This is a genomic window from Pseudomonas sp. W3I7 (assembly GCF_030816095.1).
Taxonomy (GTDB): domain Bacteria; phylum Pseudomonadota; class Gammaproteobacteria; order Pseudomonadales; family Pseudomonadaceae; genus Aquipseudomonas; species Aquipseudomonas salomonii.
Map to the genome: position 1 here is coordinate 1,473,176 of NZ_JAUSXP010000001.1, position 24,525 is coordinate 1,497,700.

General features: G+C 61.5%; 23 protein-coding genes and 1 riboswitch. Of the genes, 15 read left to right on the forward strand and 8 right to left on the reverse strand.

Features of this window, described 5'->3' with window-relative positions; translation table 11 throughout:
* Positions 1-7 precede the first annotated feature (7 nt).
* Positions 8-553, forward strand: a complete 546-nt coding sequence (locus QF043_RS06960) for a DUF2058 domain-containing protein (RefSeq protein WP_017134874.1) — start codon at positions 8-10, stop codon at positions 551-553.
* Between the two features lie 67 nt (positions 554-620).
* On the opposite strand, the gene QF043_RS06965 is transcribed toward QF043_RS06960, so the two are convergent.
* From QF043_RS06965 to purM, 7 genes are all read right to left on the reverse strand, one after another.
* Complete coding sequence (locus QF043_RS06965; RefSeq protein ID WP_307417955.1) at positions 621-2,741, reverse strand: TonB-dependent receptor; 2,121 nt, start codon at positions 2,739-2,741, stop codon at positions 621-623.
* On the reverse strand, positions 2,738-3,964 hold the full coding sequence (locus tag QF043_RS06970; RefSeq protein WP_307417956.1) for an MFS transporter: 1,227 nt from the start codon (positions 3,962-3,964) through the stop codon (positions 2,738-2,740). Before QF043_RS06970 ends, QF043_RS06965 begins: the two co-directional genes overlap by 4 nt.
* The gene (locus QF043_RS06975) at positions 3,954-5,879 is read right to left on the reverse strand and encodes an IucA/IucC family siderophore biosynthesis protein (protein ID WP_307417957.1); all 1,926 of its coding nucleotides are present in this window, start codon (positions 5,877-5,879) and stop codon (positions 3,954-3,956) included. The genes QF043_RS06970 and QF043_RS06975 overlap by 11 nt, the downstream gene beginning before the upstream one ends.
* A gap of 386 nt (positions 5,880-6,265) precedes the next feature.
* Entirely contained in the window at positions 6,266-6,454 is a 189-nt protein-coding gene (locus tag QF043_RS06980) for a hypothetical protein (protein WP_305454737.1), read from the reverse strand.
* Between the two features lie 376 nt (positions 6,455-6,830).
* Positions 6,831-7,544, reverse strand: a complete 714-nt coding sequence (locus QF043_RS06985; RefSeq protein WP_305454735.1) for a DUF3108 domain-containing protein — start codon at positions 7,542-7,544, stop codon at positions 6,831-6,833.
* 8 nt (positions 7,545-7,552) lie between these two features.
* Positions 7,553-8,203, reverse strand: a complete 651-nt coding sequence (gene purN / locus QF043_RS06990) for a phosphoribosylglycinamide formyltransferase (RefSeq protein WP_017134880.1) — start codon at positions 8,201-8,203, stop codon at positions 7,553-7,555.
* Positions 8,203-9,261 (reverse strand): phosphoribosylformylglycinamidine cyclo-ligase, encoded by a 1,059-nt coding sequence (purM, locus tag QF043_RS06995; protein WP_307417958.1) that lies wholly within the window; start codon positions 9,259-9,261, stop codon positions 8,203-8,205. The genes purN and purM overlap by 1 nt, the downstream gene beginning before the upstream one ends.
* A 355-nt stretch (positions 9,262-9,616) precedes the next feature.
* On the opposite strand from purM, the gene QF043_RS07000 reads away from it, so the two are divergent.
* From QF043_RS07000 to QF043_RS07020, 5 genes are all read left to right on the forward strand, one after another.
* Positions 9,617-10,657, forward strand: coding sequence for a DUF2066 domain-containing protein (locus QF043_RS07000; protein WP_307417959.1), 1,041 nt, complete (start codon positions 9,617-9,619; stop codon positions 10,655-10,657).
* A gap of 53 nt (positions 10,658-10,710) precedes the next feature.
* The gene (locus QF043_RS07005) at positions 10,711-11,784 is read left to right on the forward strand and encodes an AI-2E family transporter (RefSeq protein WP_056861686.1); all 1,074 of its coding nucleotides are present in this window, start codon (positions 10,711-10,713) and stop codon (positions 11,782-11,784) included.
* Positions 11,785-11,987: 203 nt separating this feature from the next.
* Entirely contained in the window at positions 11,988-12,692 is a 705-nt protein-coding gene (hda, locus tag QF043_RS07010) for a DnaA regulatory inactivator Hda (protein ID WP_017134884.1), read from the forward strand.
* A gap of 213 nt (positions 12,693-12,905) precedes the next feature.
* Complete coding sequence (locus QF043_RS07015) at positions 12,906-13,550, forward strand: C40 family peptidase (RefSeq protein WP_305454726.1); 645 nt, start codon at positions 12,906-12,908, stop codon at positions 13,548-13,550.
* Between the two features lie 144 nt (positions 13,551-13,694).
* Complete coding sequence (locus tag QF043_RS07020; RefSeq protein WP_056861462.1) at positions 13,695-14,234, forward strand: C40 family peptidase; 540 nt, start codon at positions 13,695-13,697, stop codon at positions 14,232-14,234.
* 54 nt (positions 14,235-14,288) lie between these two features.
* Here QF043_RS07020 and QF043_RS07025 read toward each other — a convergent pair whose 3' ends face one another.
* Positions 14,289-15,602: a sorbosone dehydrogenase family protein gene (locus QF043_RS07025; protein WP_307417960.1), complete on the reverse strand. Its 1,314-nt coding sequence runs from the start codon at positions 15,600-15,602 to the stop codon at positions 14,289-14,291.
* Between the two features lie 99 nt (positions 15,603-15,701).
* Positions 15,702-15,953, forward strand: a riboswitch (cobalamin riboswitch).
* Between the two features lie 78 nt (positions 15,954-16,031).
* On the opposite strand from QF043_RS07025, the gene cobO reads away from it, so the two are divergent.
* From cobO to cobC, 9 genes are all read left to right on the forward strand, one after another.
* Positions 16,032-16,643: a cob(I)yrinic acid a,c-diamide adenosyltransferase gene (cobO, locus tag QF043_RS07030; RefSeq protein ID WP_010208674.1), complete on the forward strand. Its 612-nt coding sequence runs from the start codon at positions 16,032-16,034 to the stop codon at positions 16,641-16,643.
* Positions 16,640-18,022, forward strand: coding sequence for a cobyrinate a,c-diamide synthase (locus QF043_RS07035; RefSeq protein ID WP_307417961.1), 1,383 nt, complete (start codon positions 16,640-16,642; stop codon positions 18,020-18,022). The genes cobO and QF043_RS07035 overlap by 4 nt, the downstream gene beginning before the upstream one ends.
* Positions 18,019-18,669, forward strand: coding sequence for a 5,6-dimethylbenzimidazole synthase (bluB, locus tag QF043_RS07040; RefSeq protein ID WP_307417962.1), 651 nt, complete (start codon positions 18,019-18,021; stop codon positions 18,667-18,669). The genes QF043_RS07035 and bluB overlap by 4 nt, the downstream gene beginning before the upstream one ends.
* Entirely contained in the window at positions 18,666-19,574 is a 909-nt protein-coding gene (cbiB, locus tag QF043_RS07045; protein WP_307417963.1) for an adenosylcobinamide-phosphate synthase CbiB, read from the forward strand. Before bluB ends, cbiB begins: the two co-directional genes overlap by 4 nt.
* Complete coding sequence (cobD, locus tag QF043_RS07050; protein ID WP_307417964.1) at positions 19,567-20,556, forward strand: threonine-phosphate decarboxylase CobD; 990 nt, start codon at positions 19,567-19,569, stop codon at positions 20,554-20,556. The genes cbiB and cobD overlap by 8 nt, the downstream gene beginning before the upstream one ends.
* Positions 20,553-22,004 (forward strand): cobyric acid synthase, encoded by a 1,452-nt coding sequence (locus QF043_RS07055; protein ID WP_307417965.1) that lies wholly within the window; start codon positions 20,553-20,555, stop codon positions 22,002-22,004. Before cobD ends, QF043_RS07055 begins: the two co-directional genes overlap by 4 nt.
* A 373-nt stretch (positions 22,005-22,377) precedes the next feature.
* Complete coding sequence (gene cobU, locus QF043_RS07060) at positions 22,378-22,899, forward strand: bifunctional adenosylcobinamide kinase/adenosylcobinamide-phosphate guanylyltransferase (protein ID WP_307417966.1); 522 nt, start codon at positions 22,378-22,380, stop codon at positions 22,897-22,899.
* Positions 22,896-23,951, forward strand: a complete 1,056-nt coding sequence (cobT, locus tag QF043_RS07065; RefSeq protein WP_307417967.1) for a nicotinate-nucleotide--dimethylbenzimidazole phosphoribosyltransferase — start codon at positions 22,896-22,898, stop codon at positions 23,949-23,951. The genes cobU and cobT overlap by 4 nt, the downstream gene beginning before the upstream one ends.
* Positions 23,948-24,523, forward strand: a complete 576-nt coding sequence (gene cobC / locus QF043_RS07070) for an alpha-ribazole phosphatase family protein (protein WP_307417968.1) — start codon at positions 23,948-23,950, stop codon at positions 24,521-24,523. Before cobT ends, cobC begins: the two co-directional genes overlap by 4 nt.
* Positions 24,524-24,525: the final 2 nt, after the last annotated feature.

Here is a 24,525-nt window from a genome sequence, read left to right on the forward strand (position 1 = left end):
AAGCACCATGAGCCTTTCCCTTCGCGACCAGTTGCTCAAAGCAGGTCTGGTCAACCAAAAGCAGGCCAAGCAGGTCGGCAAAGACAAACAGAAACAGCAGCGTCTGGTCCACAAAGGCCAGATCGAGGCCGATGACACGCAGGCGCGTTTGGCCGCCGAAGCGCACGCCGAAAAGGTCAAGCGCGACCAGGAACTGAACCGCCAGCAGCAGGAAAAAGCCGAGGCCAAGGCGCGCACGGCCCAGGTCAAACAATTGATCGAGACCTCGCGCCTGCCCAAGCTGACCACCGAGGACTACTACAACTTCGTGGATGACAAGAAGGTCAAGCGCCTGTCGGTTAACACGCTGATGCGCAACAAGCTGAGCAACGGCTCCCTGGCGATCGTGCACCACGGTGGCGGCTACGAGGTGATCCCGCGTGAAGCGGCGCTGAAGATTCAGGAGCGCGCACCGGAGCGTATCGTGCAGCTCAATATCCTCACCGAAAGCCAGGTGCCGGATGAGGATGATCCATACGCCGCCTACCAGATCCCGGATGATCTGATGTGGTAAGGCGTTAAAAACAACAAACCCCGCTCAAAAGGCGGGGTTTGTGTTTTTAACCTGCAGTTTCAGCCGATCACCAATCCACTGCATAACTCACGCTGAAGGTACGCCCTTCAGCGTTCGGGTACGGCGCACGGGCGTTGGCCTGGGCAAACATGTTCTGGTAATTGCGGTTACTGAGGTTGTAGATCGCGCCTTCCAGGCGACCGACTGGCAACCTGACCGAACCGAGCAGATCAACCAGCGTATAACCTTTGATATCGCGGCCGTTGTTGTCTTTGGACGCGGCGTCATAGTCGGCCAGTTGCATGCCTTGCAGGCGCAGGCTGTAGTCGCCACGGTCATAGCCGACAAAGGCGGTGGTCTTGGCAGGCGAGATACGCGTGGCGGGCAGGTCGATCCATTTGCCGTTTTGCTGGGTCTCGCCTTTGGCGTAGGCATAAGTGCCGCCTACCGACCATTGATCGGTGACGTTGTAGGTCAGGCTGGTTTCGATGCCGCGCACGCGCTCTTTCTGGTTGATCAGGCGCAACACACGGTCATTGGCATCATAGAACTGGGTGACGTCCGAGGTGTTTTCATAGGCGGTGACGTTGGCCAGCCACTTGTCCCAGTTGCCACGCCAGCCCAGCTCGTAGCTGTCGACCTTGAGGGCTTGGGCGTTCAGGTCCTGGATGTCGTACTTGCTGTTGACGTCACGCAGGAAGCGCTGGATATCCGGCAGGGAAAACCCCTGGCTGAAATTGACGAACACATCCTGGTTTTCATTCAGGTGGTACACCGCACCCAGGTTGTAGAGCGTGTCATCGTATTTGAGGGTGCCGCCCGGCAGTGTGGCGCGGTTGCCGGTCTGCACGATCTCGCCGTAGGCAATACTGTCGGACACTTCGCTTTCAATCCACTCACGACGTATGCCGCCACGTAAGGTCCAGTCATCGATATCGTAGGACAGCTGACCAAAAATGGCTTTGGTGGTGGTTGCGATGTCCGGGCCCATCTCGAAGGTGGTGCCGGTCTTGGTATAGCTCAGGCCATTGACCCGGTATTGGTCGCCGCGTTGGCGCGAGGTTTCATGGTCATAGTCGGCGCCCCAGACCAGGTTGCCGGTCGCCGGGCCGATGTCCGGCATTTGTGTATCGATCGCTGCCCGCACACCATAGACGTCTTGCACACTGTTGTTGTCGGACACCCCGGCACGGCCGCGAGACAGGTCGGGGAAGAACAGTGCGTCGGCACGCCGCCAGTAACTTTCGACCTGCAAGCCCTGGCCGTAGAAGTCCTTGTCGGCGTAATTGAGGTTGACCGCCTGGTTATGGGTGAACGGTTGGTCATCCAGGTCCAGGCCTTTTACCGCGACCGCAGTGCTGGTGATGCGTGGGTTCTTGGTGTAGCGGGTGTCCTGTTCATCTTTATAGTCTTGCAGCGACAGGCTGATCTTCTTGTCGTCGTCCAGCTCGTAGCCGAAGCGACCTTGCAGGTCGTAGGTGTCAGTGTCCATGTTGCTGCCCTGGGACGTGTCCTGGGGAATGCGTTTGCCGTTACCGTCAAACTGGTCGTTGCGTTGCACCGTATTGCCCGACACGTACCAGTCCACCGGGCCCTTGCGGCCGGTGGCACTCTGGAAGGCTTCGTAGGAGAACCCTTTATGGCTGAAGTTGTTGCCGGCGGTCATGCCTATCTTGCTGCTGAAGGCCAGGTCTTCGCCTTTGTTGCGCTTGGTGATGATGTTGATGATGCCGCCTGACGCGCCGGCGCCGTAGACGCTGCTGGCGCCGGATATCACTTCGATGCGCTCGATGCTTTCCGGTGCCACGCTGTTGAGCTGGCGGAAGTTGTCACGCGTGGCGTTCTGGGACACGCCATCAATCAGGATCAGCGTGTTGCGCCCGCGCAGCGTCTGGCCGAAGTTGCTCATGCCACCGCTGGAGGGCGCTATGCCCGGGACCAGTTGCCCGAGGATATCGGCAACCCGGCGTCCTGCTGCTGTCTGCTGGCGGATCTGTGCTTCGTCGATAACCTGCACCGAGCCTGGGATCGCGGCAATGCTGGTTTCACTGCGAGTGGCTGAAACGACCGTCGCCTGCAATTGCAGGTTGGTAGCCGCCGCTGGCGCGTCTTCAGGTTGATCGGCCCAGGCCGGCGCGCTTATCGAACCGAGCAGGGGCAGCAGCACGGCCCATTGTGATTTGTTCATGATCTTGCCTTTGAGTTATTAGAAGTATTGACAGAAAAATCGGAAGTCTCAGGTGTTCGGGTGAACGAACGGATGGCGCGGATACCCAGGGCCGCCAAGGCATAGGTCAGTGCCACCAGCCAAAAGCTGTGCGCCAAGCCCACCATTGCCATGCCGACGCCACCCAGCAGTGCGCCGCACAACGCGCCACCTTTTGCGGCGCTATTGCCCAGGCCCAAGGCAAACCCCTGCTGGCTGGGAGCGACGGTGTTGGCGATCAACGTGTAGGCGACCGGCAGCAGCGCGCCTTGCCACACGCCCCACAGCAGCCGGCTGGCGAGGAACCCCAGCCATTCGCCGGCCATCGCCGTGAAGGCCAGCGTCAAGGCGCAAAGCCAGGTGACCCATTCGATGATGCGCAGCGTATGCGCCGCCGGGTGTCGGTCAAACAGGCGGCCCCACAGCGGCGCGGACAGCGCGAGCGTCAGTGCACTGGCGGCGTAGCTGGCGCCGATCAGCCAGGCAGGGGCGTGCAGAACATCGGCGACGTACAGGGCATAAAACGGTTGGGGCATCATCTTGGCTGCCTGGATCAGCACGATGATGGCGAGCATTGCGCCGAGCCAGCCTTTGGGCAGTGCCGTAGGCGTTGAGGCACGTGCCGGTCTTGAGCGCGGCGCATCGCTGGGTAGAAACAGGCTGATCAGCGCGCACAGCAGGCAAACCGCCGTGGCGCTGTAGCACAGCAATGCGAAGCCGGAAATATCCATCAGCCAGCCACCCAGCACCGGCCCGGCCAGCGAGCCCACGGCGGTGGCCGATTGCAGTCGCGCCAGAATGTGCCCGCGCCCACCTTCGGCGCAGTACGCCAGCGCATAGGCTTGGGCGGCGGCAATAAAGCCGGCCAGCGCACCTTGCGCCACGCGAATGGCCACCAGCAGCCACGGATCGGTGGTGACAGCGGCCAGCGCCTGGCATACCGCCAGGGCCAGCAGCGCGCGAATGATCATCGGCTTGTGGCCGGTACGATCACCCAGGCGCCCCCACATTGGCGTGAGGATCATCGCCGCCATCATCGGCCCGGCATACACCAGCGATGACAGCAGGCCGGTGTACTGCGCGTTGGCAACGCCCAGCAGCTTCTGGATCTGCAACGGCCAGAAGGGGCCGCTCATTTCCATGGCGCCCATCGACACCAGCTGAATCACCACCAACAGGCGCAGTGCCGTGCTGTTAGTCGACATTGGCGGCAGTGCTCAGCGGGTTCGGCAGGCGGCCGACGATATCGGCGTGGCTTTCCATCAGGCGCATGCGCATAAACGACTTGGCTGGCCAGTCCTGCTCCAGCAGCGCGGCACGCTCGGTCTGCCAACGCTGGGGCTCGACCTGGCTGCGCAGATCATCGAAACACTCGCGGACCTGGGCTGACAGTTCGTCCCACAGCCGCCCCTCCGGAATATCGAAGTGGCGCGCACTGAGCAATACCAGTTCGCCCAAGTGGCACATGAACACCGTGTGCAGCAACTTGTCGCGCACGAAACCGGCATCGTCGTACAAGGTCATCTTCGGGTCGTGCAGTTCGATGTCCAGGCCGTGGGCGTGCAAGGTCTTGCGGTCGATGCGGATATCACCGAAATCACGCAGCAACAGACGGCTTGCTTGCCCGTCGGTGCCCATGACCATAAAGGAGTTCTGCTGATGGGCCTCGAAGGCCACGCCATAACGCAGGTACATGCCCAACAGCGCCGGCACTGCGATGGATGCATAGTCTTTAAAAAACGCCTGCATGGCCTGCGCGTCGTCGGTGCCTTTGCTCAGGCGTACCCACTGCTTGAGCAGGGGTTGCCCATGCTGATCGATGGCAAACAGGCTGCCTACCGGAATGGCCATTTCGCCCGGTTCAAGCAGGCTCTGCGGGTTGTCCCGGTACAGGACGGCCAGGTGCCGCGAGTGTTCGTCATTGGCAGGTTGTGGTTGGAAATGCACGCCGAGTCGTTCGGGCACGATGCTCAGGATTTTTTGAATGTGTGGCTCGCGTGCCAGGATGGTTTGCAGCAAATGGCTGATCCGTGGGCCCATGCGCGCGGAGCGTGGCGACACGGTGCGCTGCACGCTGGTCAAGCGCAGCGATACTGGAAGTTTAACCATTGGCGCGTCGCACCGGCCTTCGGGCAACACGGTCCTGAACGACATGGTGGGGTGGGCGGTGAACGCGACGATGTCGGTCAGCACCAGCAGCCGGTCGCCGATTTCATTGGCGAACAGTTGCGGCAGCTCTTGGCGAGCCTGCCAAGGGTGAGCGGGCATTGGCAGGTAGTCGCCGGCCTCAAGGCCTTGAGCGGTCAGGTGCGCCGTCAATTGGCCGGCCGCCTGCGGGAAGTGGTTTTGCCACCACTGCCAGTAATCTGCAGTACCGGCCAGGCTTTCGACATGGGCGAACTGGCGGTGCAGCGCGCAGAGCAAAACCGGGAAGCGCGCTTCGAACTCCGGCGAGAATTCAATCACCTGCTCTGTTCCCAGGCCCAGCTTTGTCTTGTAGTTGGGGTGCCATGGATGGCCCAGGGTGCCCCACTGCTCAAGTACTGATGTCGGGTTGGAAACGCTTGGGTTGTTCTTGAGGAAGCTGAGCAAGTTTTTTTGATGCGCGGGGGCCATTGCGGCGTGCAGCTCGAGGGTCCACTGCTCGTGGAAAGCGAGGCACAGCGTATCGTTGACAACGCTGTCATCTATCTCGCTGTTGAGGCGGCTTAGGACGTCGGGGGCGGCAGGTGATTCCAGGCTGCTGTTGAGTAATGTCAGCAACTGTGAGGGGAATCGGATTTTCTGTTCTGGCTGGCCTGCGCGCAGGACACTCACCGAGCCGCGCAAATCCCAGCTGGCCATGCGGCCCGGGCGCAGGTGATCAAAGCGTAGGCGGGTGTGGTCGGGTAGCTCCAGCCAGCAACGAGTGTGTTCGTCATAGGTGCGCGTGGCGGGGTTGAGCAGACCTTCACGGAACAAGGCCTGGATCAAGCGCTGGAAGCTGCGTTCGGCGGCGGGTGCAAGGGTATCGATCAGGGCATCAAGCGTGACGTGCTTAGCCTGGAATTGGCGAGTGGAGAGTGCTTCACCCCAGCGTTCAAGCAGTAGTTTTTCCGGTGTGGCGACGTGTCCGTGCATTAATTCGAACTCCTTATCCGTGGGGCTGAGTGAAAAGCGAACGGATACTATCGAGAATCATTACCAAATGTCTATTTGTTGTTACGCTTTTTGCGGAAACGATTATTCAGGGGGTGAAAGGAGGGCGGTTCGAAGACGGACAGAGCAACCATGCAGGTCTGCAGTCAGGGCTTGAAGCGTCTAAGTCAGGCTAGTTCAGTGTCTTTGAGATGGCTTGTAATACGCGGCCTGAGGCTTTGTAGGAGGTGTCTGTTTTCACGCGGTCGTGGCAGAACACAGGAAAACGACGCAGGTGAGAAACGAAAAACCCCGCTCAAAGGCGGGGTTTTTGTGTGCAGGCACACCAGCTGCTGTGTGGGGCTGGGTGGCTACCAGATTTCAGAGTTTCAGGAGCCTTGCGCTTGGCGTTTCATCTCTAGAGATTCGAGCTCGTTTTTATAATTGTGGGCTTCGTTCTCATTGTGGAACATGCCGACCAGTTGGTCTTGTTGATGTACATCCCAGATGTGAATCCCATGGCCCAGTGCTTCGTGAGACATGTGTGCATCGTCGCGTTCAGTTACTTTTACAGTCATCTGCTTGCTCCAATCTCTGGTTGATCTGCGGCAAGTCGTCGCAGGCCTCTTTTATATGTTTTGTTAGCTTGCTAAGTAAACCGATTTTGCGCGCAACTATTTATTGCAGGAAACGCAACAGTGCTGCAGGCCACGCAAATCGCGACATTACGTCGCAGGGTGCTGAGTTTTATGACAAAAGTTTCATGTTCGAGTGAGGCCTAAAGCCTTGTGCTGACCGTGTCGACCTCATCGCAGGCAAGCCAGCTCCCACCCTTGAAATGCATTCCAGGGGGGGAGCTGGCTTGCCTGCGATGGCGGTAGCTGCCTTAACAAAAAACAGCAGGCGAAAAAAAGCCCCGCGTTCCGCGAGGCTCTTTTAAATCACATCACGGTATCAGCTACCTTTGATAGCCTGGCCATCAACGGTACCGTCCAACAGCATGATGTTGTATTCCTTGCCGTCGGTTTCCACTTGGCGCAAGGCTACCAAAATACCGCCCAGGTCCTTGGCAAACCACATCTGGGTGATGCGCTTGCTTTGAGTCGGGTCGCGTACACGTTCAACCTTGATCGCATCAATGGCGCCGACCTTGGTCTGGACCTTTTCCGGGCCGATCACGCGGAAGTCGTAGGTGTCGGTGTCGGTGCCTTCAACGACGATGTAGCTCATGCTCTTCTTGCCGGCCGCCACATCGCGTTGCAACGCCAGCTGATAGGTCGACTTGTCGAGCATGCCGCTTTGCAGGGCGACGTTGACCGGGTCTTTGTTCTCAAAACCGGTGACTTTCTTGGCCGTCTGGTCGAAGTCCAGGTTGATCTTCTTCGACTTGCCCAGGCCGCCACGCTCGAAGCTGTAGCTCACGGGCTGCAGGGCATCTTTGTCAAGACGGATCACACTGGTCTCGGTGAGGCTGGCGATCATCATGGACGCCTTGAAATTCAAGGTCCACGAGCCGTTGTCATTCTTGACCAGGCTGCGTTCGGCCGAACCGCTCATGGGCAACTGTTTCCAGTCGGCGGTGTAGCTGGCGGAGAAAGGGTGAAGGTCTGCCGCTTGCACGGCGGGCAAGGCGAACAGCGCAAAAGCGAAGAGCAGGGCGCGACGCATAAAATCTCCTAGGTTCGAATCAAGTGGCCGCTGGCCGCGAGTAACTGACCGTCCAGTAATGCACCCTGTTCGCCGAGAATCAATCGTCCCTCGGCAAACCAGCGAACAGCCAGCGGGTAAATCCTGTGTTCCTGGGTGTGAACCCGTTGCGCAAGTGTCTGCGCCGAATCTGCAGACTCTACCGGAACCACTGCCTGTACGACCAGAGGCCCGCCATCGAGTTCCTCGGTGACAAAGTGCACGCTGCAGCCATGCTCCGTGTCGCCGGCCTCGAGAGCGCGTTGGTGCGTGTGTAACCCTTTGTATTTGGGTAGCAGGGACGGGTGGATATTGAGCAGGCGCCCCTGGTAGTGCCGCACGAAATCGGCGCTGAGGATGCGCATGAAACCGGCAAGCACCACGAGTTTGGGATTGAAGGCGTCGATCAGTTCGATCAAGGCGCTGTCGAAGGCCTCGCGACCTTCGAAAGCCTTGTGATCCAGCGAGCGGGTGTCGATACCCGCGTCCCTGGCGCGTTGCAGGCCGTAGGCGTCGCTGCGGTTGGAGATCACCGCAGCAATGCGCACCGGGCTATCGCCGGTGCGCGTGCTGTCGATCAGGGCCTGCAAGTTACTGCCGGTGCCGGAGAGCAGCACCACGACATCACAGGTCTCAGGCATCAGTGAGCCTTGAGGTTCTTCAGTTCAACCTGGGCCGCGCCTTCTGGAGCGGTAGCGATCTGGCCGATAACCCAAGGTTGCTCGCCCGCTTCACGCAGTACGTTCAGCGCGGTTTCAACGTGTTCTTGCGCCACGCAGATGACCATGCCCACGCCGCAGTTCAGCACGCGGTGCATTTCGGTTTCGTTGACGTTGCCTTGCGCTTGCAGCCAGTCGAAAACGGCAGGACGGGTCCAGCTTGCCACGTCGACAATCGCCTGTGCGCCTTTTGGCAGCACGCGCGGGATGTTGTCCAGCAGGCCACCGCCGGTGATGTGGGCCATGGCTTTGACGGCGCCGGTGTCTTTGATCAGCTTGAGCAAAGGCTTCACGTAGATGCGGGTCGGGGCCATCAGCAGGTTGGTCAGCGGTTGGCCGTCGAGCTGGGTGTTCTCGATGTCGGCGCCGGACACTTCGATGATCTTGCGGATCAGCGAGTAGCCGTTGGAGTGCGGGCCGGACGATGGCAGGGCGAGCAGGGCGTCACCGGCTGCGACTTTGGAACCGTCGATGATGTCAGCTTTTTCGACCACACCGACGCAGAAACCGGCCAGGTCGTAGTCTTCGCCTTCGTACATGCCCGGCATTTCAGCGGTTTCGCCGCCGACCAGGGAGCAACCCGACAGTTCGCAGCCGGCGCCGATGCCGGTGACCACTTGAGCCGCGGTGTCCACGTTCAGCTTGCCGGTGGCGTAGTAGTCGAGGAAGAACAGCGGCTCTGCGCCACACACCACCAGGTCGTTGACGCACATGGCAACCAGGTCGATACCGATGGTGTCGTGCTTGTTCAGGTTCAGCGCCAGGCGCAGCTTGGTGCCCACGCCGTCGGTGCCGGACACCAGCACAGGCTGCTTGTAGCCGGCCGGGATTTCGCAGAGGGCGCCAAAACCGCCCAGGCCGCCCATGACTTCGGGGCGCGCAGTGCGCTTGGCGACGCTCTTGATGCGTTCGACCAATGCTTCACCGGCGTCGATGTCTACACCGGCGTCCTTGTAGCTCAGGGAGGGTTGCTTGCTCATGATCCAGGCCTTTAGGGGGGATTTCTGGGTAACGACCGAGCCGGCAGGCGCTTTTGATAAAAGGCCCAGCCGCTGACGGTCTGCGAAGGCGCGCGATTTTATCAGGCTTGAGGGGCAGCGGCCATCCTCGGGCCGACGGGCAGGGCCATATAGGTTAAAAAAGCCGGTTAAAAAAATGCTCATCGAGCCGGTAATGGCGTGTATTAAGGTATAGCCTTTAACCCGCTATCGTTATGACAGTACAAAAACTGCCATGACCCTGTGAATGTTTTACCGGCTGCTGTGGTCACAGCCTTGCCAAGCCGAGTTCACGCGGTCTGTTCCAGCCGCTAAATTTGTCGTTCGGGAATCTTCCATGCGTCTGTGTAATGTCTTCTTTGTAGGCTGCTTGTCGTTAGTCAGCCTGGCGAGTCATGCCGAAACCCTCAATGGCCTCTATCAAGTACTTGAACCGGTTGCCAGCCAGTCGCCCCAAGAGCGTGACCAGGCCACCCAGCGCGCCGTGCAAACCCTGGTGATCCGCCTGACCGGCGATGCCAAAGCCGCCGAAGGCCCAGGCCTGGCGGCGATCCGCAAAGACCCGCAGCAAATCATCAGCCAATACGGCTACGACGCCGGCCCGCCGGAAAGCCTGCAAGTAGACTTCGACCCCGTGAGCACCGATCGCGCCCTGCGTGAAGCGGGCCTGTCGATCTGGGGCAGCAATCGGCCGTCGATCCTCGGCTGGTGGCTCAACGATTCCACTGACGGCAGCAGCCTGGTCGGTGATGGCCAGGCGATAGCCGGTGCACTGCGCCGTGCCGCGCAACACCGCGGCTTGCCGTTGCGTTTGCCGCTGGGTGATCTGGATGAGCAAGTCGTCGCCACGGCACCGAATTTGGAAAGTGCCGACGCCACGCCCTTGCGCGCCGCTTCCGAACGCTACGGCGCCGACGCCTTGCTGGCCGTGCACGCGCGCCAGGAAGGCAACCAGTGGCAGGCCAAATGGCGCCTGTGGTTGGGCGATAAGAGCGAGCAGGGCACCGCCCAGGGCGCTGACACTGGCGCGGTGGCCGATGCCGTGATGTTGGCGGTCAGCCAAAAACTGGCACCGCGCTTTGCCGTCAAGCCAGGTGTGAGCACCGAACAGCTGCTCGAAGTGCAGGGCATGAATCTGGAGCGCTATGCCGCTTTGGGCCATCTGCTTGAACCCTTTGGCGCTCAGCCGCAGTGGGTGGACGGCAATCGCATTGTGTATCGGGTCAACGGCAGTGCCGATCAGTTGCGCACTCAGTTGAGCCTGGCCAAGTTGCAGGAAGTGCCTGCGGGCGAAGCGCCGGTTCAACCTTCGGTAACCGATGGCGCGCAGCCGCCGGCGGCCCCGGCGCCTCAGGCGCAGTTACGTTTTCGTTGGTAGGTGATCTTCCTTCTATATAGATAGAAGGAAGCAAATGATAGATGGAGTGGTTTATGGCGGATACGCGTCGTTGGGTGTGGCTTGGTGGGGTTGTCCTGCTGTGCGTTTTTGTGTTTTTGCTGCATTCGATCCTGACGCCGTTCCTGGTCGCGTTGCTGCTCGCTTATCTGTTCGATCCGGTGGTGGATCGCCTGGAGAAAGCTGGTTTGTCGCGAACCTTGGGCGTGGTCGCGGTGTTTGCACTGTTCACGCTGATTATCACCGCCTTGGTGCTGGTGTTGGTGCCGATGCTGGCCAAGCAGCTGTTTCGCCTCTATGAACTGGCGCCGCAAATGCTCGACTGGTTGCAGCACACGGCGATGCCGTGGGCTCAGGCCAAGCTGGGGCTGGCAGATGGTTTCTGGAAGTTCGACAAGGTCAAGGCCGCGATCAGTGAACATATGGGCCAGACCACCGATATTGTCGGTGTGGTGCTCAGCCAGGCCACGGCCTCCAGCCTTGCATTGATCGGCTGGTTGACCAATTTGGTGTTGATCCCGGTGGTGGCGTTCTACCTGCTGCGTGATTGGGACATCATGATGGCCAAGATCCGCAGCCTGCTGCCACGCAACAACGAAGAGCGCATCGTGTCCCTGGCGCAAGAGTGCCACGAGGTGCTCGGCGCGTTCGTACGCGGCCAGCTGCTGGTGATGCTGGCGCTGGGGATCATCTATGCCGCGGGTCTGATGGCGATTGGTTTGGAGCTGGGGTTGTTGATCGGCTTGATCGCAGGCTTGGCGGCCATCGTGCCGTACATGGGCTTTGTGATTGGTATCGGTGCGGCGTTGGTGGCCGGGTTGTTCCAGTTTGGCGGCGACCTGTACCCGATGCTTGGGATCGTCGCGGTGTTCATGGTCGGCCAGGCACTGGAAGGCATGGTGCTGACGCCGCTGTTGGTGGGCGACCGGATTGGCTTGCACCCGGTGGCGGTGATCTTTGCGATCCTCGCGGGCGGTGAGCTGTTTGGTTTTACCGGCATCTTGCTGGCGCTGCCCGTGGCGGCGGTGATCATGGTGTTGGTGCGCCACGTGCATGATCTGTATAAGGATTCGGATGCGTATACCGGGGTTGAAGACCCGGATTTGTAACCGTTTCGCAACAAACCCGGCCTAAGCCGGGTTTGTTGTTTCTGGGGCAGGGTGTCAAACAATTTGCGCAAATCGCCACAAGTTAACGCAAACCTTTGATTTTGCTTGTGGTCTGCTGCATTGTGCGCCCGGCTTCACGGGTATAAACTTTGCAAACTTTACACAGAGGCCACTAACGGTTCGTTTGGAGCCGTTCAGTCAGCATGAAACCGATTCAGCTGCCCTTGGGTGTGCGTCTGCGTGACGACGCCACCTTTATCAATTACTACCCAGGCGCCAATGCCGCTGCACTCGGCTATGTCGAGCGGCTCTGCGAAGCCGACGCCGGGTGGACTGAAAGCCTGATCTATCTGTGGGGCAAACACGGCGTGGGGCGTACCCACCTGTTGCAGGCAGCCTGCCTGCGCTTCGAGCAGATGGGCGAGCCGGCAGTTTATTTGCCGCTGGCTGAGCTGATGGACCGTGGCATCGGCATCTTCGACCACCTTGAGCAATACGAACTGGTGTGCCTGGATGACCTGCAGGCCATCGCCGGCAAGGCAGATTGGGAAGAGGCGCTGTTTCACCTGTTCAACCGCCTGCGTGACAGCGGCCGGCGCCTGTTGATTGCCGCCTCTACCTCGCCGCGTGAGCTGCCGGTGAAACTGGCTGACCTCAAGTCACGCCTGACCCTGGCGCTGATCTTCCAGATGCGCCCACTCTCCGATGAAGACAAGCTGCGTGCCCTGCAATTGCGCGCATCGCGTCGTGGTTTGCACCTCACCGACGAAGTCGGGCACTTTATCCTCACCCGTGGCACCCGCAGCATGAGCGCGTTGTTCGATTTGCTCGAACAGCTCGATCAAGCCTCGCTGCAGGCCCAGCGCAAGCTGACCATTCCGTTTCTCAAGGAAACCCTCGGCTGGTAGCCAGCCCTTGTCCAGCAAGCTTTTCGGCAACTTCCAGGCGTCAGAAAACCTGCGTTTGGGCCGGTTTGGCCACGCAACAGGCATCAATAGGGTGTTAAGGGCTTAGATGTCATAGTCCAAACAAGAAGTCACATAGATCACGATTGAATTTGCAAATCGATGTGATAGAAGGCATAGTCTCGACTTCTTTACACATCAGCCACGGTCGTGCCCATGCTAAATCGCTTCGCACCCCTCGTGCCTCTCGCACTCGTTACCCTGTTGTTTGGTTGCGCCACCCACACTCAAAACGTGGCTGAGCAGCAAAAACCACAGGTTCAAAATCAGGCAAAGTTCGTTGCAGCGCAGTCTTCCACTGTCTATCAGGAAGCTCTTTATAAAGAAGAGCAGGCAACCGAGAAAGAACTGGCCAACTTCGCCGGCAGCAAGCCTTACCAGCTTCCCGTTCTGGCCGACAGCATCCTCGAACGCGGCATGTCCCTGATCGGTACCCGTTACCGTTTCGGCGGTACCTCTGAAGCCGGTTTCGACTGCAGCGGCTTTATCGGCTACCTGTTCCGTGAAGAAGCCGGCATGAACCTGCCACGCTCGACACGCGAAATGATCAACGTGGACGCACCGTTGGTCGCACGCAACAACCTCAAGCCCGGTGATCTGCTTTTCTTTAGTACGGCAGGTCGCGGTCGTGTAAGCCACGCCGGTATCTACTTGGGCGATAACCAGTTTATCCACTCCAGCAGCCGTCGCAGTGGCGGTGTTCGAGTCGACAACCTGGGCGACAGCTACTGGAGCAAAACCTTCATCGAAGCCAAGCGCGCACTCGCCATGGCCCCGACTACGGTTACCGCTAGTAAGTAAAGTTAAAGTGATACTTGAAGTTTGACGTGTAAGCGCTAGAATCCCTGGACATTGTTGTAATCCGTTCGCGCGAGCTTTGCTTGCGCGTTCTGGTTTTCAGCGTTCGGCAGCGAAAGCCGCATCCAGATCAGGATTGTTCTGCCCATGTCGACCTCAGCACGCCTCATTTTGCTGGTATGTGCCGCGCTCCTCAGCGCCTGCGCAAGCCGTCCACCGCCGCCAGCGCCTGTCGCGGTCAAGCCCAAGCCGGTGTTCAACTATTCCACCCAAAATTTCTCGCCGGCAGCCGAAGACGTGCTCTTTCGTGCGCTGGGCCTGGTCGGCACCCCTTACCGTTGGGGCGGCAATACGCCGGACTCCGGGTTTGATTGCAGTGGCCTGATCGGCTTTGTCTACCGTGACGCCGCCGGCATCAGCCTGCCGCGCACTACCCGCGAACTGATCGTGATGCGCGCTCAGGATGTGAGCGAAAACAACCTGCAAACCGGCGACCTGATCTTCTTCGCCACCGGCGGCGGCTCGCGAGTCAGCCACGCAGGTATCTACGTGGGTGAAGGGCGATTCGTACACGCGCCGCAAACGGGCGGTACGGTGAAGTTGGACACCTTGTCCAAGGCCTATTGGCAAAATGCCTACCTGAGCGCCAAGCGCGTGTTGCCGGCGAGCCTGGCGCGTAATCCATAGGCTGCACAGGTTTAATTGTGGGAGCCAGCTCCCACATGAGCCCCTACAAGGCAGTTACTTAGCCGCCGACACCCGCCACACCTTATTCCCCACATCATCGGCCACCAGCAAATCCCCCTGCTGATCAATCACCACGCCCACCGGCCGGCCCATGGCTTTCTCGTCTTTATTGAGAAACCCGGTCAGCACATCCACCGGCTGCCCCTTGGGTTGCCCACCCTCGAACGGCACGAAAATCACCTTGTAGCCACTGTGCGGCTTGCGGTTCCACGAACCATGCTGGCCGATAAATGCGCCGTTGCTGAACTGCGCCGGGAGTTTGCTGCCCTCGGCAAACGTCAGCCCCAATGACGCAGTGTGCGGCCCCACGGCATAGTCCGGGGCGATGGCCTTGGCGACCAGGTCGAGGTTTTGCGGCGAGACACGCACGTCCACATGCTGGCCGTAATAGCTGAAGGGCCAGCCATAAAACGCGCCGTCTTTCACCGAGGTGATGTAGTCCGGCACCAGGTCGCTGCCGATCTCATCGCGCTCGTTGACCGCCGTCCACAGCTTGCCGCTCTGCGGTTCCCAGGCCATGCCGTTGGGGTTGCGCAGGCCGGAGGCAAAAATCCGGTGCTGGCCCGTGGCGCGGTCAACTTCCCAGATCGCTGCGCGGCCTTGTTCCGCGTCCAGGCCGTTTTCGCCGACGTTACTGTTGGAGCCGACACTCACATACAACTTGCTGCCGTCCTTGCTGGCCACCACGTTTTTGGTCCAGTGGTGGTTGATGCTGCCGCCCGGCAGGTCCACCACCTTGGTGCCGGCTGCCTTGATCGCGGTTTCACCCGGCTGATAAGGGAAGCGCAGCAGTTTGTCCGAATCGGCGACGTACAGGTCGTTACCCACCAGCGTCATGCCAAACGGCGAATTGAGGTTCTCCAGAAACACCGTGCGCGTCTCGGCCACGCCATCATGGTCGGCATCGCGCAGCAGTGTGATGCGGTTCGGGCTTGGCACGCCCGCGCCGGCGCGGCCCATGACTTTCTCCATCACCCAACCACGAATGCCGGTGGCGTCGTCCGGCTTGGGCGGCGAATTGGTTTCGGCGACCAGCACATCACCATTGGGCAACACGTAGAGCCAGCGCGGGTGATCCAGGCCTTCGGCAAACGCTGCCACCTGTGTGCCGGCGGCGGCTGTCGGCTTGACGCCTTCCGGCCAGCCGACCGCCGGAGCGATGTTGACGGTGGGGATCAGGGTTTTGTTCGGCTCCGGCAGTTTGGGCGATGGCCCGGTGCCGTCCGAGACCTGCAAGGTAGAGCTTTCACCGCAGGCGGCGAGGGTGCCTGCCAGCATGATCAGTAAGGCGAGTCTGGTTTTGTGCATGGTTTTCTCCTTAATACCTGTAAAGGTAGAGAAGCGCGGCAGTCGGATGGTTCAAGTGCAAGGCCAGCTTTAATTGACGCTCCACCCCCAACCCACTAACCTTCGCGGCTTGTTCCAGGTGCTCTGTGGCCATTGTGCCGACAGAGTGAAACAGGGAAGCCGGTGAGTGAGCGCGCTTGTACACAGCGCAGCCGCAATTCCGGCGCTGCCCCCGCAACGGTAAATGAGTCAAAACGGTGCCTTTTGCCACTGTATCCGCGTGATATGGGAAGGCGCGCCGTTGGCCTGCTCGCGCTATAAGCAGAGCGCCACTTATGAGCCCGGAGACCGGCCTGGATCATCCAACAGCATCACGGTGGGCGATGCTTGGCTGTCTGTTTTTCTTTTTTCCTGCCCGCCGTTTTTGTCCAGCCCCAACGGAGAGCTGCCATGACTGATTCCCCCGACCGCGACGAACGCCACCTGGCGCGCATGCTGCGCAAAAAAGCCGTGATCGACGAGCGTATCGCCAATTCCCCAAACGAGTGCGGCTTGCTGCTGGTGCTGACCGGTAACGGCAAAGGCAAAAGCAGCTCGGCGTTCGGCATGCTCGCCCGCGCCATGGGCCACGGCATGCAATGCGGCGTGGTGCAGTTCATCAAGGGGCGCAACAGCACCGGTGAGGAACTGTTTTTCCGGCGCTTCCCCGAGCAAGTGCGTTTTCATGTGATGGGTGAAGGCTTCACCTGGGAAACCCAGGACCGTCAGCGCGACATCGCCGCCGCCGAAGCCGCCTGGGCGGTTTCCCGCGAATTGCTGCAAGACCCGTCCATCGGCCTGGTGGTGCTGGACGAGCTGAACATCGCCCTCAAGCACGGCTACCTCGATCTGGACCAGGTACTCAGCGACCTGCAGGCCCGTCCACCCATGCAGCACGTTGTGGTGACGGGCCGTGGCGCCAAGCCCGAGCTGATTGAAATGGGCGACACCGTCACCGAAATGGGCATGCTCAAGCACGCGTTCCAGGCCGGTATCAAGGCACAGAAGGGCGTCGAACTTTGAATCAGCCCCGTCATTGCCCAGCCGTATTGATCGCCGCACCGGCGTCCGGCCAGGGCAAAACCACCGTCACCGCCGCGCTCGCCCGCTTGCACCGCAACCTGGGGCGCAAGGTGCGCGTGTTCAAATGCGGGCCGGACTTTCTCGACCCGATGATCCACGAGCGTGCCAGCGGTGCGCCGGTGTATCAGTTGGACATGTGGATGGTGGGTGAGCAGGAAAGTCGCCGGTTGTTGTGGGAAGCGGCGGGCGAGGCTGACCTTATCCTTATCGAAGGCGTAATGGGGCTGTTTGACGGCACACCCTCGAGCGCCGACCTGGCGCGGCACTTTGGTGTGCCGGTGCTCGGTGTGATCGACGGCACCGCCATGGCCCAGACCTTCGGTGCCCTGGCGCTGGGCCTGGCGCGCTACCAGCCGGACTTGCCGTTCGCCGGTGTGCTGGCCAATCGCGTCGGTACCTTGCGTCACGCGCAACTGCTCGAGGGCAGCCTCACCGAAGGCCTGCGCTGGTATGGCGCGTTGTCCCGTGAAACGGGGATTGAATTACCGAGTCGTCATCTGGGCCTGGTGCAAGCCAGTGAACTCAATGACCTTGATGCGCGCCTGGACGCCGCAGCCCAGGCGCTGGGCAGCAGCTGCGAAGTGGCGTTGCCGCCGCCGGTGACGTTCGCCGCGCCGCAACTGATTGAAGCCGAGCCGCTGTTGGCCGGTGTGCGCATTGCCGTGGCCCGTGATGAAGCCTTCGCTTTCACTTACGGCGCCAGCCTGGATCTGTTGCGGGCAATGGGCGCAGAGCTGAGGTTTTTCTCGCCGATCCACGATCGCCAGTTGCCCGACGCCGACAGTCTCTACCTGCCCGGTGGCTATCCCGAATTGCATCACCAGGCACTCTCCGAAAACACCCCGATGCTTGCGGCTATCCGCGCCCATCATGCGGCTGGCAAACCGCTGCTGGCTGAATGTGGTGGCATGCTCTACCTGCTGGATTCGCTCACCGACGTGCACGGCACCCGTGCCGAACTGGTCGGCCTGTTGCAAGGCGATGCGGTGATGCAAAAGAAACTCGCGGCCCTGGCCCTGCAAAGTGTCGAGTTGCCCGAAGGCGTGCTGCGCGGTCACACCTATCACCATTCCCTGACCAGCACCGACTGGCAGCCGATTGCCCGTGGCCTGAGCCCCAATGGCGGGCGCGGGGCGGAAGCGGTGTATCGGCAGGGGCGGATGACGGCTTCCTATGTGCACTTTTATTTTCCGTCCAATCCGACGGCGGTGGCTGCACTCTTTGCGCCTGTCATGAGCACCGCCTTCGCGAGCAAGCCCGCTCCCACAGGAGAATGCATTCCAAATGTGGGAGCGGGCTTGCTCGCGAAGAGGCCATGACTGACAACCAATACCCCCAGGCCGACCGCGACGCCGTCTACCGCGCCATCGCCGAACGCCGCGACATGCGCCACTTCACCGGCGGCACGGTGGCGCCCGAATTGCTGCACCGCCTGCTCCAGGCTGCACACCAGGCGCCCAGCGTGGGCTTGATGCAACCCTGGCGGTTTATCCGCATCAGCGACCGTCAACTGCGTGGGAACATTCAGCAATTGGTGGAGGAAGAACGCGTGCGCACCGCCGAAGCCTTGGGCGAGCGCTCCGACGAATTCATGAAGCTCAAGGTCGAAGGCATCCACGACTGCGCCGAAGTATTGGTGGCCGCGTTGATGGATGACCGCGAGCGCCACATCTTTGGCCGGCGCACCTTGCCGGAGATGGACATGGCGTCGTTGTCCTGCGCGATCCAGAATCTCTGGCTGGCCGCCCGCGTCGAGGGCCTTGGCATGGGCTGGGTCTCGCTGTTCGAGCCACGAGCGCTGGCCGACCTGCTGGGCCTGCCGCCCGGCGCCAAACCCCTGGCTGTGCTGTGCCTGGGCCCGGTGGCCGAGTTCTACCCGGCACCGATGTTGCAACTCGAAGGCTGGACCGAACCACGGCCGCTGAGTGACATGTTGTATGAGAATGTGTGGGGAGTGAGTCAATGAGTGTGGCCTTGCTGTGTGTCGCTGCGGTGGCGCTGGATGCGCTGCTGGGCGAACCCAGGCGCTGGCATCCGCTGGTGGCGTTCGGCAATTTCGCCGGGCGCATCGAGCAACGTTTCAACACCGGTGGCCGTGGCTGGCGCAGCCACGGCGTGACCGCATGGGTTATCGCCGTGGTGCCGCTGACGCTGCTGGCCACTGCGTTGTCATGGGCGCCCTATATTGGCTGGGTCCTGGAAATCCTGGCGCTGTACCTGGCGCTGGGCATGCGCAGCCTGGGTGAGCATGTGATGCCGGTTGCGCAGGCGTTGCGCAGCGGTGACCTGGATGAGGCGCGCAAGCGTGTGAGTTATCTGGTCAGCCGCCAGACCAGCGAGCTGGACAGCACCGAAGTCGCCCGCGCCGCCACCGAGTCAGTGCTGGAGAACGGCAGCGACGCGGTGTTTGCCGCGTTGTTCTGGTTTGTGGTCGCCGGCGTGCCGGGCGTGGTGCTGTACCGCCTGAGCAACACCCTCGACGCCATGTGGGGCTATCGCAACGAACGCTTCGAGCGCTTCGGCTGGGCAGCGGCCAGGATCGACGATGTGCTCAACTATATTCCTGCACGGCTGGTGGCGCTGACCTACGCCGTGTTGGGCAAAACCCGCCTGGCGCTCAGATGCTGGCGCACCCAGGGGCCGACCTGGGACAGCCCCAACGCGGGTCCGGTGATGGCGGCCGGGGCGGGTGCCTTGGGCGTGGAACTGGGTGGCGCGGCGATCTATCACGGCGAGCTGCATCAACGCCCGCAATTGGGTGAAGGCCCTGCCGCCGATGCCGACGCCATCGACCGTGGCTGGCAACTGGTGCAGCGTGGCGTTTGGTTATGGCTGTTGATCCTCTGCGCGGGGGCGCAATTGTATGCTTGAGCACGGTGGGCGCCTGCGTAAGGCGGTGATTGAGTACGGAATTGCCGAGGCCGATTGGCTCGACCTGTCCAGCGGCCTCGCGCCCTGGCCCTGGCCGATCCCCGAGATCCCGTTGCGGGCCTGGGCGCGTTTGCCGGAAGCCGATGACGGCCTGGAAAAGGCCGCCTGCGACTATTACGGCGCCGCCCACCTGCTGCCGGTGCCGGGCTCCCAGGCGGCGATCCAGCTGCTGCCGCGCCTGCGCCGTTCCGGCAAGGTTGGCGTGTTGTCGCCCTGTTACGCCGAGCACGCCGAAGCCTGGCGCCGCGCCGGGTATGTGGTGCGCGAAGTGCAGGAGCAGGAAGTCGACTTCTTTCTCGACAGCCTCGACGTGCTGGTGGTGGTCAACCCCAATAACCCCACCGGCCTGAGCCTGAGCCCGCAACGCCTGCTGGACTGGCACGCACGGCTGGCCCAGCGCGGCGGCTGGCTGGTGGTGGACGAGGCGTTCATGGACGTCACTCCAGAGCTGAGCCTGGCCAGCCACACCCACCATGTGGGCCTGATTGTATTGCGCTCGTTCGGCAAGTTTTTCGGCCTGGCCGGTGTGCGCCTGGGCTTCGTGCTGGCCGAGCGCAGGTTGCTGCGGCTGTTGGCCGAGCAGGTTGGGCCGTGGGCCGTCAGCGGACCGACCCGCGTGCTTGGCCAGGTGTGCCTGCGTGATACCGCCGGGCAGGTTCGTCAGCGTGAGCGCTGTATCGAAGCAGCGCAGCGGCTGTTTGACCTGCTCGAACGCCACGGCTTTCAACCCCACGGCGGCTGTGCCCTATTCCAGTGGCTGATCACCCCACACGCCGAACGCATGCATGAATTCATGGCCCAGCGCGGCATTCTGCTGCGCCTGTTTGTCCATGACAGCAGCCTGCGCTTTGGCTTGCCCGATACCGAGGCAGATTGGCTGCGACTCGACGAAGCCCTGGCCGTCTACAAGGAAGCCCCATGAGTACGCTGATGGTGCAAGGCACCACCTCCGACGCCGGCAAAAGTACTCTGGTGACCGCGCTGTGCCGCTGGCTGGTGCGCCAGGGCATCGCGGTGGCGCCGTTCAAGCCGCAGAACATGGCGCTCAACAGTGCCGTGACCGCTGAAGGCGGCGAGATCGGTCGCGCCCAGGCGGTGCAAGCCCAGGCCGCCAACCTCGCGCCGCACACCGACATGAACCCGGTGCTGCTCAAACCCAACAGTGACACCGGCTCCCAAGTGATCATTCACGGTCGCGCCGTGACCAGCATGAACGCCGTGGCTTATCACGACTATAAAGCCATCGCGATGCAGGCGGTGCTGGCGTCCCACACACGCCTGAGCGCGGCCTACCCGGTGGTGATGGTGGAAGGCGCGGGGTCGCCTGCGGAGATAAACCTGCGCGCCAATGACATTGCCAATATGGGCTTTGCCGAAGCGGTGGATTGCCCGGTGTTGTTGATCGCCGATATCAATCGTGGCGGCGTGTTCGCCCATCTGGTCGGCACCCTGGAATTGCTTGCGCCGACCGAACAGGCGCGGGTCAAGGGCTTTATCATCAACCGGTTTCGCGGCGATATCGCCTTGCTGCAGCCTGGCCTCGACTGGTTGGAAGCGCGCACCGGCAAGCCGGTGGTGGGCGTGCTGCCTTACGTGATGGACCTGCACCTGGAAGCCGAAGACGGCATCGACCAGCGCCAGATCGACAAGGCTGCGCAAGTGCTCAAGGTGGTGGTGCCGGTATTGCCGCGCATCAGCAACCACACCGATTTCGACCCGCTGCGCCTGCACCCCCAGGTGGATTTGCAGTTTATCGGGCCGGGTCAGCCGATTCCGCCTGCCGACCTGATTATCCTGCCGGGCTCCAAAAGCGTGCGCAGTGACCTCGCCTATCTGCGTGCCAATGGCTGGGACACTGCCGTGGCTCGGCACTTGCGCTACGGTGGCAAGGTGCTGGGGATTTGCGGCGGCTTGCAGATGCTCGGCGAGCAGCTGCATGACCCGCTCGGGCTGGAAGGGCCGGCCGGCTCCAGTGAAGGCTTGGGACTGCTGGCGTTCAGTACGACCCTGGAAGCACAGAAGCAACTGCGTAATGTGCGAGGGCGGTTGTTGCTGGAAGATGCCGAGGTCAGTGGTTATGAGATTCACGCCGGCGTGACGTGCGGTGAAGCACTGGCGAACGCCGCCGTACGGCTGGATGATGGCCGCAGTGACGGCGCCCAGAGTGCCGACGGGCAGATCCTCGGCACCTACCTGCACGGCCTGTTCGAAAGCCCCGCCGCGTGCAGCGCCTTGTTGCGCTGGGCTGGGTTACAGGACGTGCAGGAGGTGGATTACCACGCCTTGCGCGAGCGCGATATCGAGCGTTTGGCGGACCTGGTGGAAAACCACCTGGATACCGCGTTGCTGCGCAAGCTATGCGGGCTCTAACTGTGCACACACAATCCAACTGTGGGAGCTGGCTTGCCTGCGATGGCGGTTTGTCAGTGTACATATCCGTCAGCTGGGTAACGGCCACTTATGGTTCCGCTCTTACAGCGGGTCACTTTTGTAAAGACACAAAAGTAACCAAAAAGTCTTCGCCCCACCACTCGGCACCTCGCCTGGGCTCGGTGTGCCCGAACGCAGGTTTAACGGGGCGACTGAGATCAAAATCAACCGCCAGATCAAAAGCAGATCTGCCTTTCTGTGGGAGCTGGCTTGCCTGCGAAGGCGATGGTTCAGACACTGCATACCTGTCTGACTCACCCCACTCGCCGCGGCACACCCCAACCTCTCCACCCGCCGAACAAGGCGCTACCCCATGCATCAATTAATCCTCGGCGGTGCCCGCTCCGGCAAAAGCCGCCTGGCCGAAAAACTTGCCAGTGACAGCAGCTTGCCCGTCATCTACATCGCCACCAGCCAGCCGCTGGACGGCGAGATGAGCGCGCGTGTCGCGCATCACCGTGAGCGGCGTCCCGATCATTGGGGCCTGATTGAAGAACCCGTCGAACTGGCCCGCGTACTGCGCGAAAACGCCGCTGCCGGTCGCTGCCTGCTGGTGGATTGCCTGACCCTGTGGCTTACCAATCTGCTGATGCTCGAAGACCCGGCGCGCCTCGCGCTGGAGCGCGATCAATTGCTGCACACCCTGGCAGCACTGCCGGGAGAAATCATTTTTGTCAGCAACGAGACCGGAATGGGTGTCGTGCCGCTGGGCGAATTGACTCGCCGCTATGTGGATGAAGCCGGTTGGCTGCATCAAGCCTTGGCCGAGCGGTGTCAGCGTGTTGTCCTGACGGTCGCCGGCCTGCCCCTGACGTTGAAAGGTACTGCGTTATGACTGACACCTGGTGGCTTAACCCCTGCAAGGCCGTCGACACGGCGGCACACGAACACGCGCTGGCGCGCCAGCAGCAGCTGACCAAACCGGCCGGTTCGCTCGGCCAGCTCGAGGCTGTAGCGGTGCAACTGGCCGGCCTGCAAGGTCAGGTCAAACCGTTGGTGGACCCAGTGTGGATCGCCATTTTTGCCGGTGACCATGGCGTGGTCGCCGAGGGCGTGTCGGCGTTTCCCCAGGAAGTGACCGGGCAAATGCTGCACAACTTCGTTACCGGCGGCGCGGCCATCAGTGTGTTGGCTCGCCAACTGGATGCGCAGCTGGAAGTGGTCGACCTCGGCACGGTGATACCCTCGCTGAACCTGCCCGGCGTGCGTCACCTGAACATCGGCGCGGGCACCGCCAATTTCGTCAACGGCCCGGCCATGACCGAAGCTCAGGGCCGCCTGGCACTGCAAGCCGGTCGTGACAGCGCGCGTCGCGCATTGGAAAGCGGCGCCCAGCTGTTTATCGGCGGCGAAATGGGCATCGGTAATACCACCGCCGCCAGTGCCTTGGCGTGCGCGCTGCTCGATTGCAAGGTCAGCGACCTCACCGGCCCGGGCACCGGTTTGAACGCCCAGGGCGTCAGCCACAAGGTAGCGGTCATCGAGCGCGCACTGGCGCTGCATGCCGGACAGCGCGATGACGCATTGCACACGCTGTTCAACCTCGGTGGGTTTGAAATTGCCGCGTTGGTCGGTGCTTACCTGGCCTGCGCACAAGCAGGCATCGTCGTGCTGGTGGACGGGTTTATCTGCACCGTCGCCGCACTGGTTGCCACGCGCCTGAACCCGGCGTGTCGCGAATGGCTGGTGTTCGGCCACGGTGGCGCCGAGCCGGGCCATCGTCACGTGCTGCAACACCTTAACGCCGAACCCTTGCTGCAACTCGGCCTGCGCCTGGGCGAGGGCAGTGGTGCGGCGCTGGCGGTGCCGTTGCTGCGCCTGGCGTGCGCGCTGCACGGGCAGATGGCGACTTTCGCCGAAGCGGCCGTGGCAGACCGCCCGGCATGACCTTGCACCTGGACCTGTTGCGCCACGGCGAAACCGAGCTGGGTGGCGGTCTGCGCGGCAGCCTCGACGACGCCTTGACCGACAAGGGTTGGGCACAGATGCGTGCCGCCGTGGCAGAGCGGGGGCCTTGGGACCGCGTGATCAGTTCGCCGTTGCAACGTTGCGCGCTGTTCGCCCAAGAGTTGGGCGCACGCCTGGGTTTGCCGGTGAGCCTGGAAAAAGACCTGCAGGAATTGCACTTCGGCGCTTGGGAAGGGCACAGCGCAGCGGCGCTGATGGAAACTGACGCCGAAGGCCTGGGCCTGTTCTGGGCCGACCCCTACAGCTTCACGCCGCGTGAGGGCGAGCCGGTCAGTGATTTTTCCCGCCGTGTCCTGGGCGCCGTCTCACGTTTGCATCAAGCCTATGCCGGTGAGCGCGTGTTGCTGATCAGCCACGGTGGCGTGATGCGTCTGCTTTTGGCGCAGGCGCGAGGTTTGCCGCGTGAGCAGTTATTGAATGTCGAGGTCGGCCACGGTGGGCTGTTCAGCCTGCAAGTCTTCGCCGATGGCGTGTTAAAGGAAGGAACCTGACG

Coding starts and splice junctions, on each gene's coding strand:
- QF043_RS06960 (WP_017134874.1), top strand. CDS start 8: ATGAGCCTTTCCCTTCGCGACCAGTTGCTCAAAGCAGGTCTGGTCAAC.
- QF043_RS06965 (WP_307417955.1), bottom strand. CDS start 2,741: ATGAACAAATCACAATGGGCCGTGCTGCTGCCCCTGCTCGGTTCGATA.
- QF043_RS06970 (WP_307417956.1), bottom strand. CDS start 3,964: ATGTCGACTAACAGCACGGCACTGCGCCTGTTGGTGGTGATTCAGCTG.
- QF043_RS06975 (WP_307417957.1), bottom strand. CDS start 5,879: ATGCACGGACACGTCGCCACACCGGAAAAACTACTGCTTGAACGCTGG.
- QF043_RS06980 (WP_305454737.1), bottom strand. CDS start 6,454: ATGACTGTAAAAGTAACTGAACGCGACGATGCACACATGTCTCACGAA.
- QF043_RS06985 (WP_305454735.1), bottom strand. CDS start 7,544: ATGCGTCGCGCCCTGCTCTTCGCTTTTGCGCTGTTCGCCTTGCCCGCC.
- purN (WP_017134880.1), bottom strand. CDS start 8,203: ATGCCTGAGACCTGTGATGTCGTGGTGCTGCTCTCCGGCACCGGCAGT.
- purM (WP_307417958.1), bottom strand. CDS start 9,261: ATGAGCAAGCAACCCTCCCTGAGCTACAAGGACGCCGGTGTAGACATC.
- QF043_RS07000 (WP_307417959.1), top strand. CDS start 9,617: ATGCGTCTGTGTAATGTCTTCTTTGTAGGCTGCTTGTCGTTAGTCAGC.
- QF043_RS07005 (WP_056861686.1), top strand. CDS start 10,711: ATGGCGGATACGCGTCGTTGGGTGTGGCTTGGTGGGGTTGTCCTGCTG.
- hda (WP_017134884.1), top strand. CDS start 11,988: ATGAAACCGATTCAGCTGCCCTTGGGTGTGCGTCTGCGTGACGACGCC.
- QF043_RS07015 (WP_305454726.1), top strand. CDS start 12,906: ATGCTAAATCGCTTCGCACCCCTCGTGCCTCTCGCACTCGTTACCCTG.
- QF043_RS07020 (WP_056861462.1), top strand. CDS start 13,695: ATGTCGACCTCAGCACGCCTCATTTTGCTGGTATGTGCCGCGCTCCTC.
- QF043_RS07025 (WP_307417960.1), bottom strand. CDS start 15,602: ATGCACAAAACCAGACTCGCCTTACTGATCATGCTGGCAGGCACCCTC.
- cobO (WP_010208674.1), top strand. CDS start 16,032: ATGACTGATTCCCCCGACCGCGACGAACGCCACCTGGCGCGCATGCTG.
- bluB (WP_307417962.1), top strand. CDS start 18,019: ATGACTGACAACCAATACCCCCAGGCCGACCGCGACGCCGTCTACCGC.
- cbiB (WP_307417963.1), top strand. CDS start 18,666: ATGAGTGTGGCCTTGCTGTGTGTCGCTGCGGTGGCGCTGGATGCGCTG.
- cobD (WP_307417964.1), top strand. CDS start 19,567: ATGCTTGAGCACGGTGGGCGCCTGCGTAAGGCGGTGATTGAGTACGGA.
- QF043_RS07055 (WP_307417965.1), top strand. CDS start 20,553: ATGAGTACGCTGATGGTGCAAGGCACCACCTCCGACGCCGGCAAAAGT.
- cobU (WP_307417966.1), top strand. CDS start 22,378: ATGCATCAATTAATCCTCGGCGGTGCCCGCTCCGGCAAAAGCCGCCTG.
- cobT (WP_307417967.1), top strand. CDS start 22,896: ATGACTGACACCTGGTGGCTTAACCCCTGCAAGGCCGTCGACACGGCG.
- cobC (WP_307417968.1), top strand. CDS start 23,948: ATGACCTTGCACCTGGACCTGTTGCGCCACGGCGAAACCGAGCTGGGT.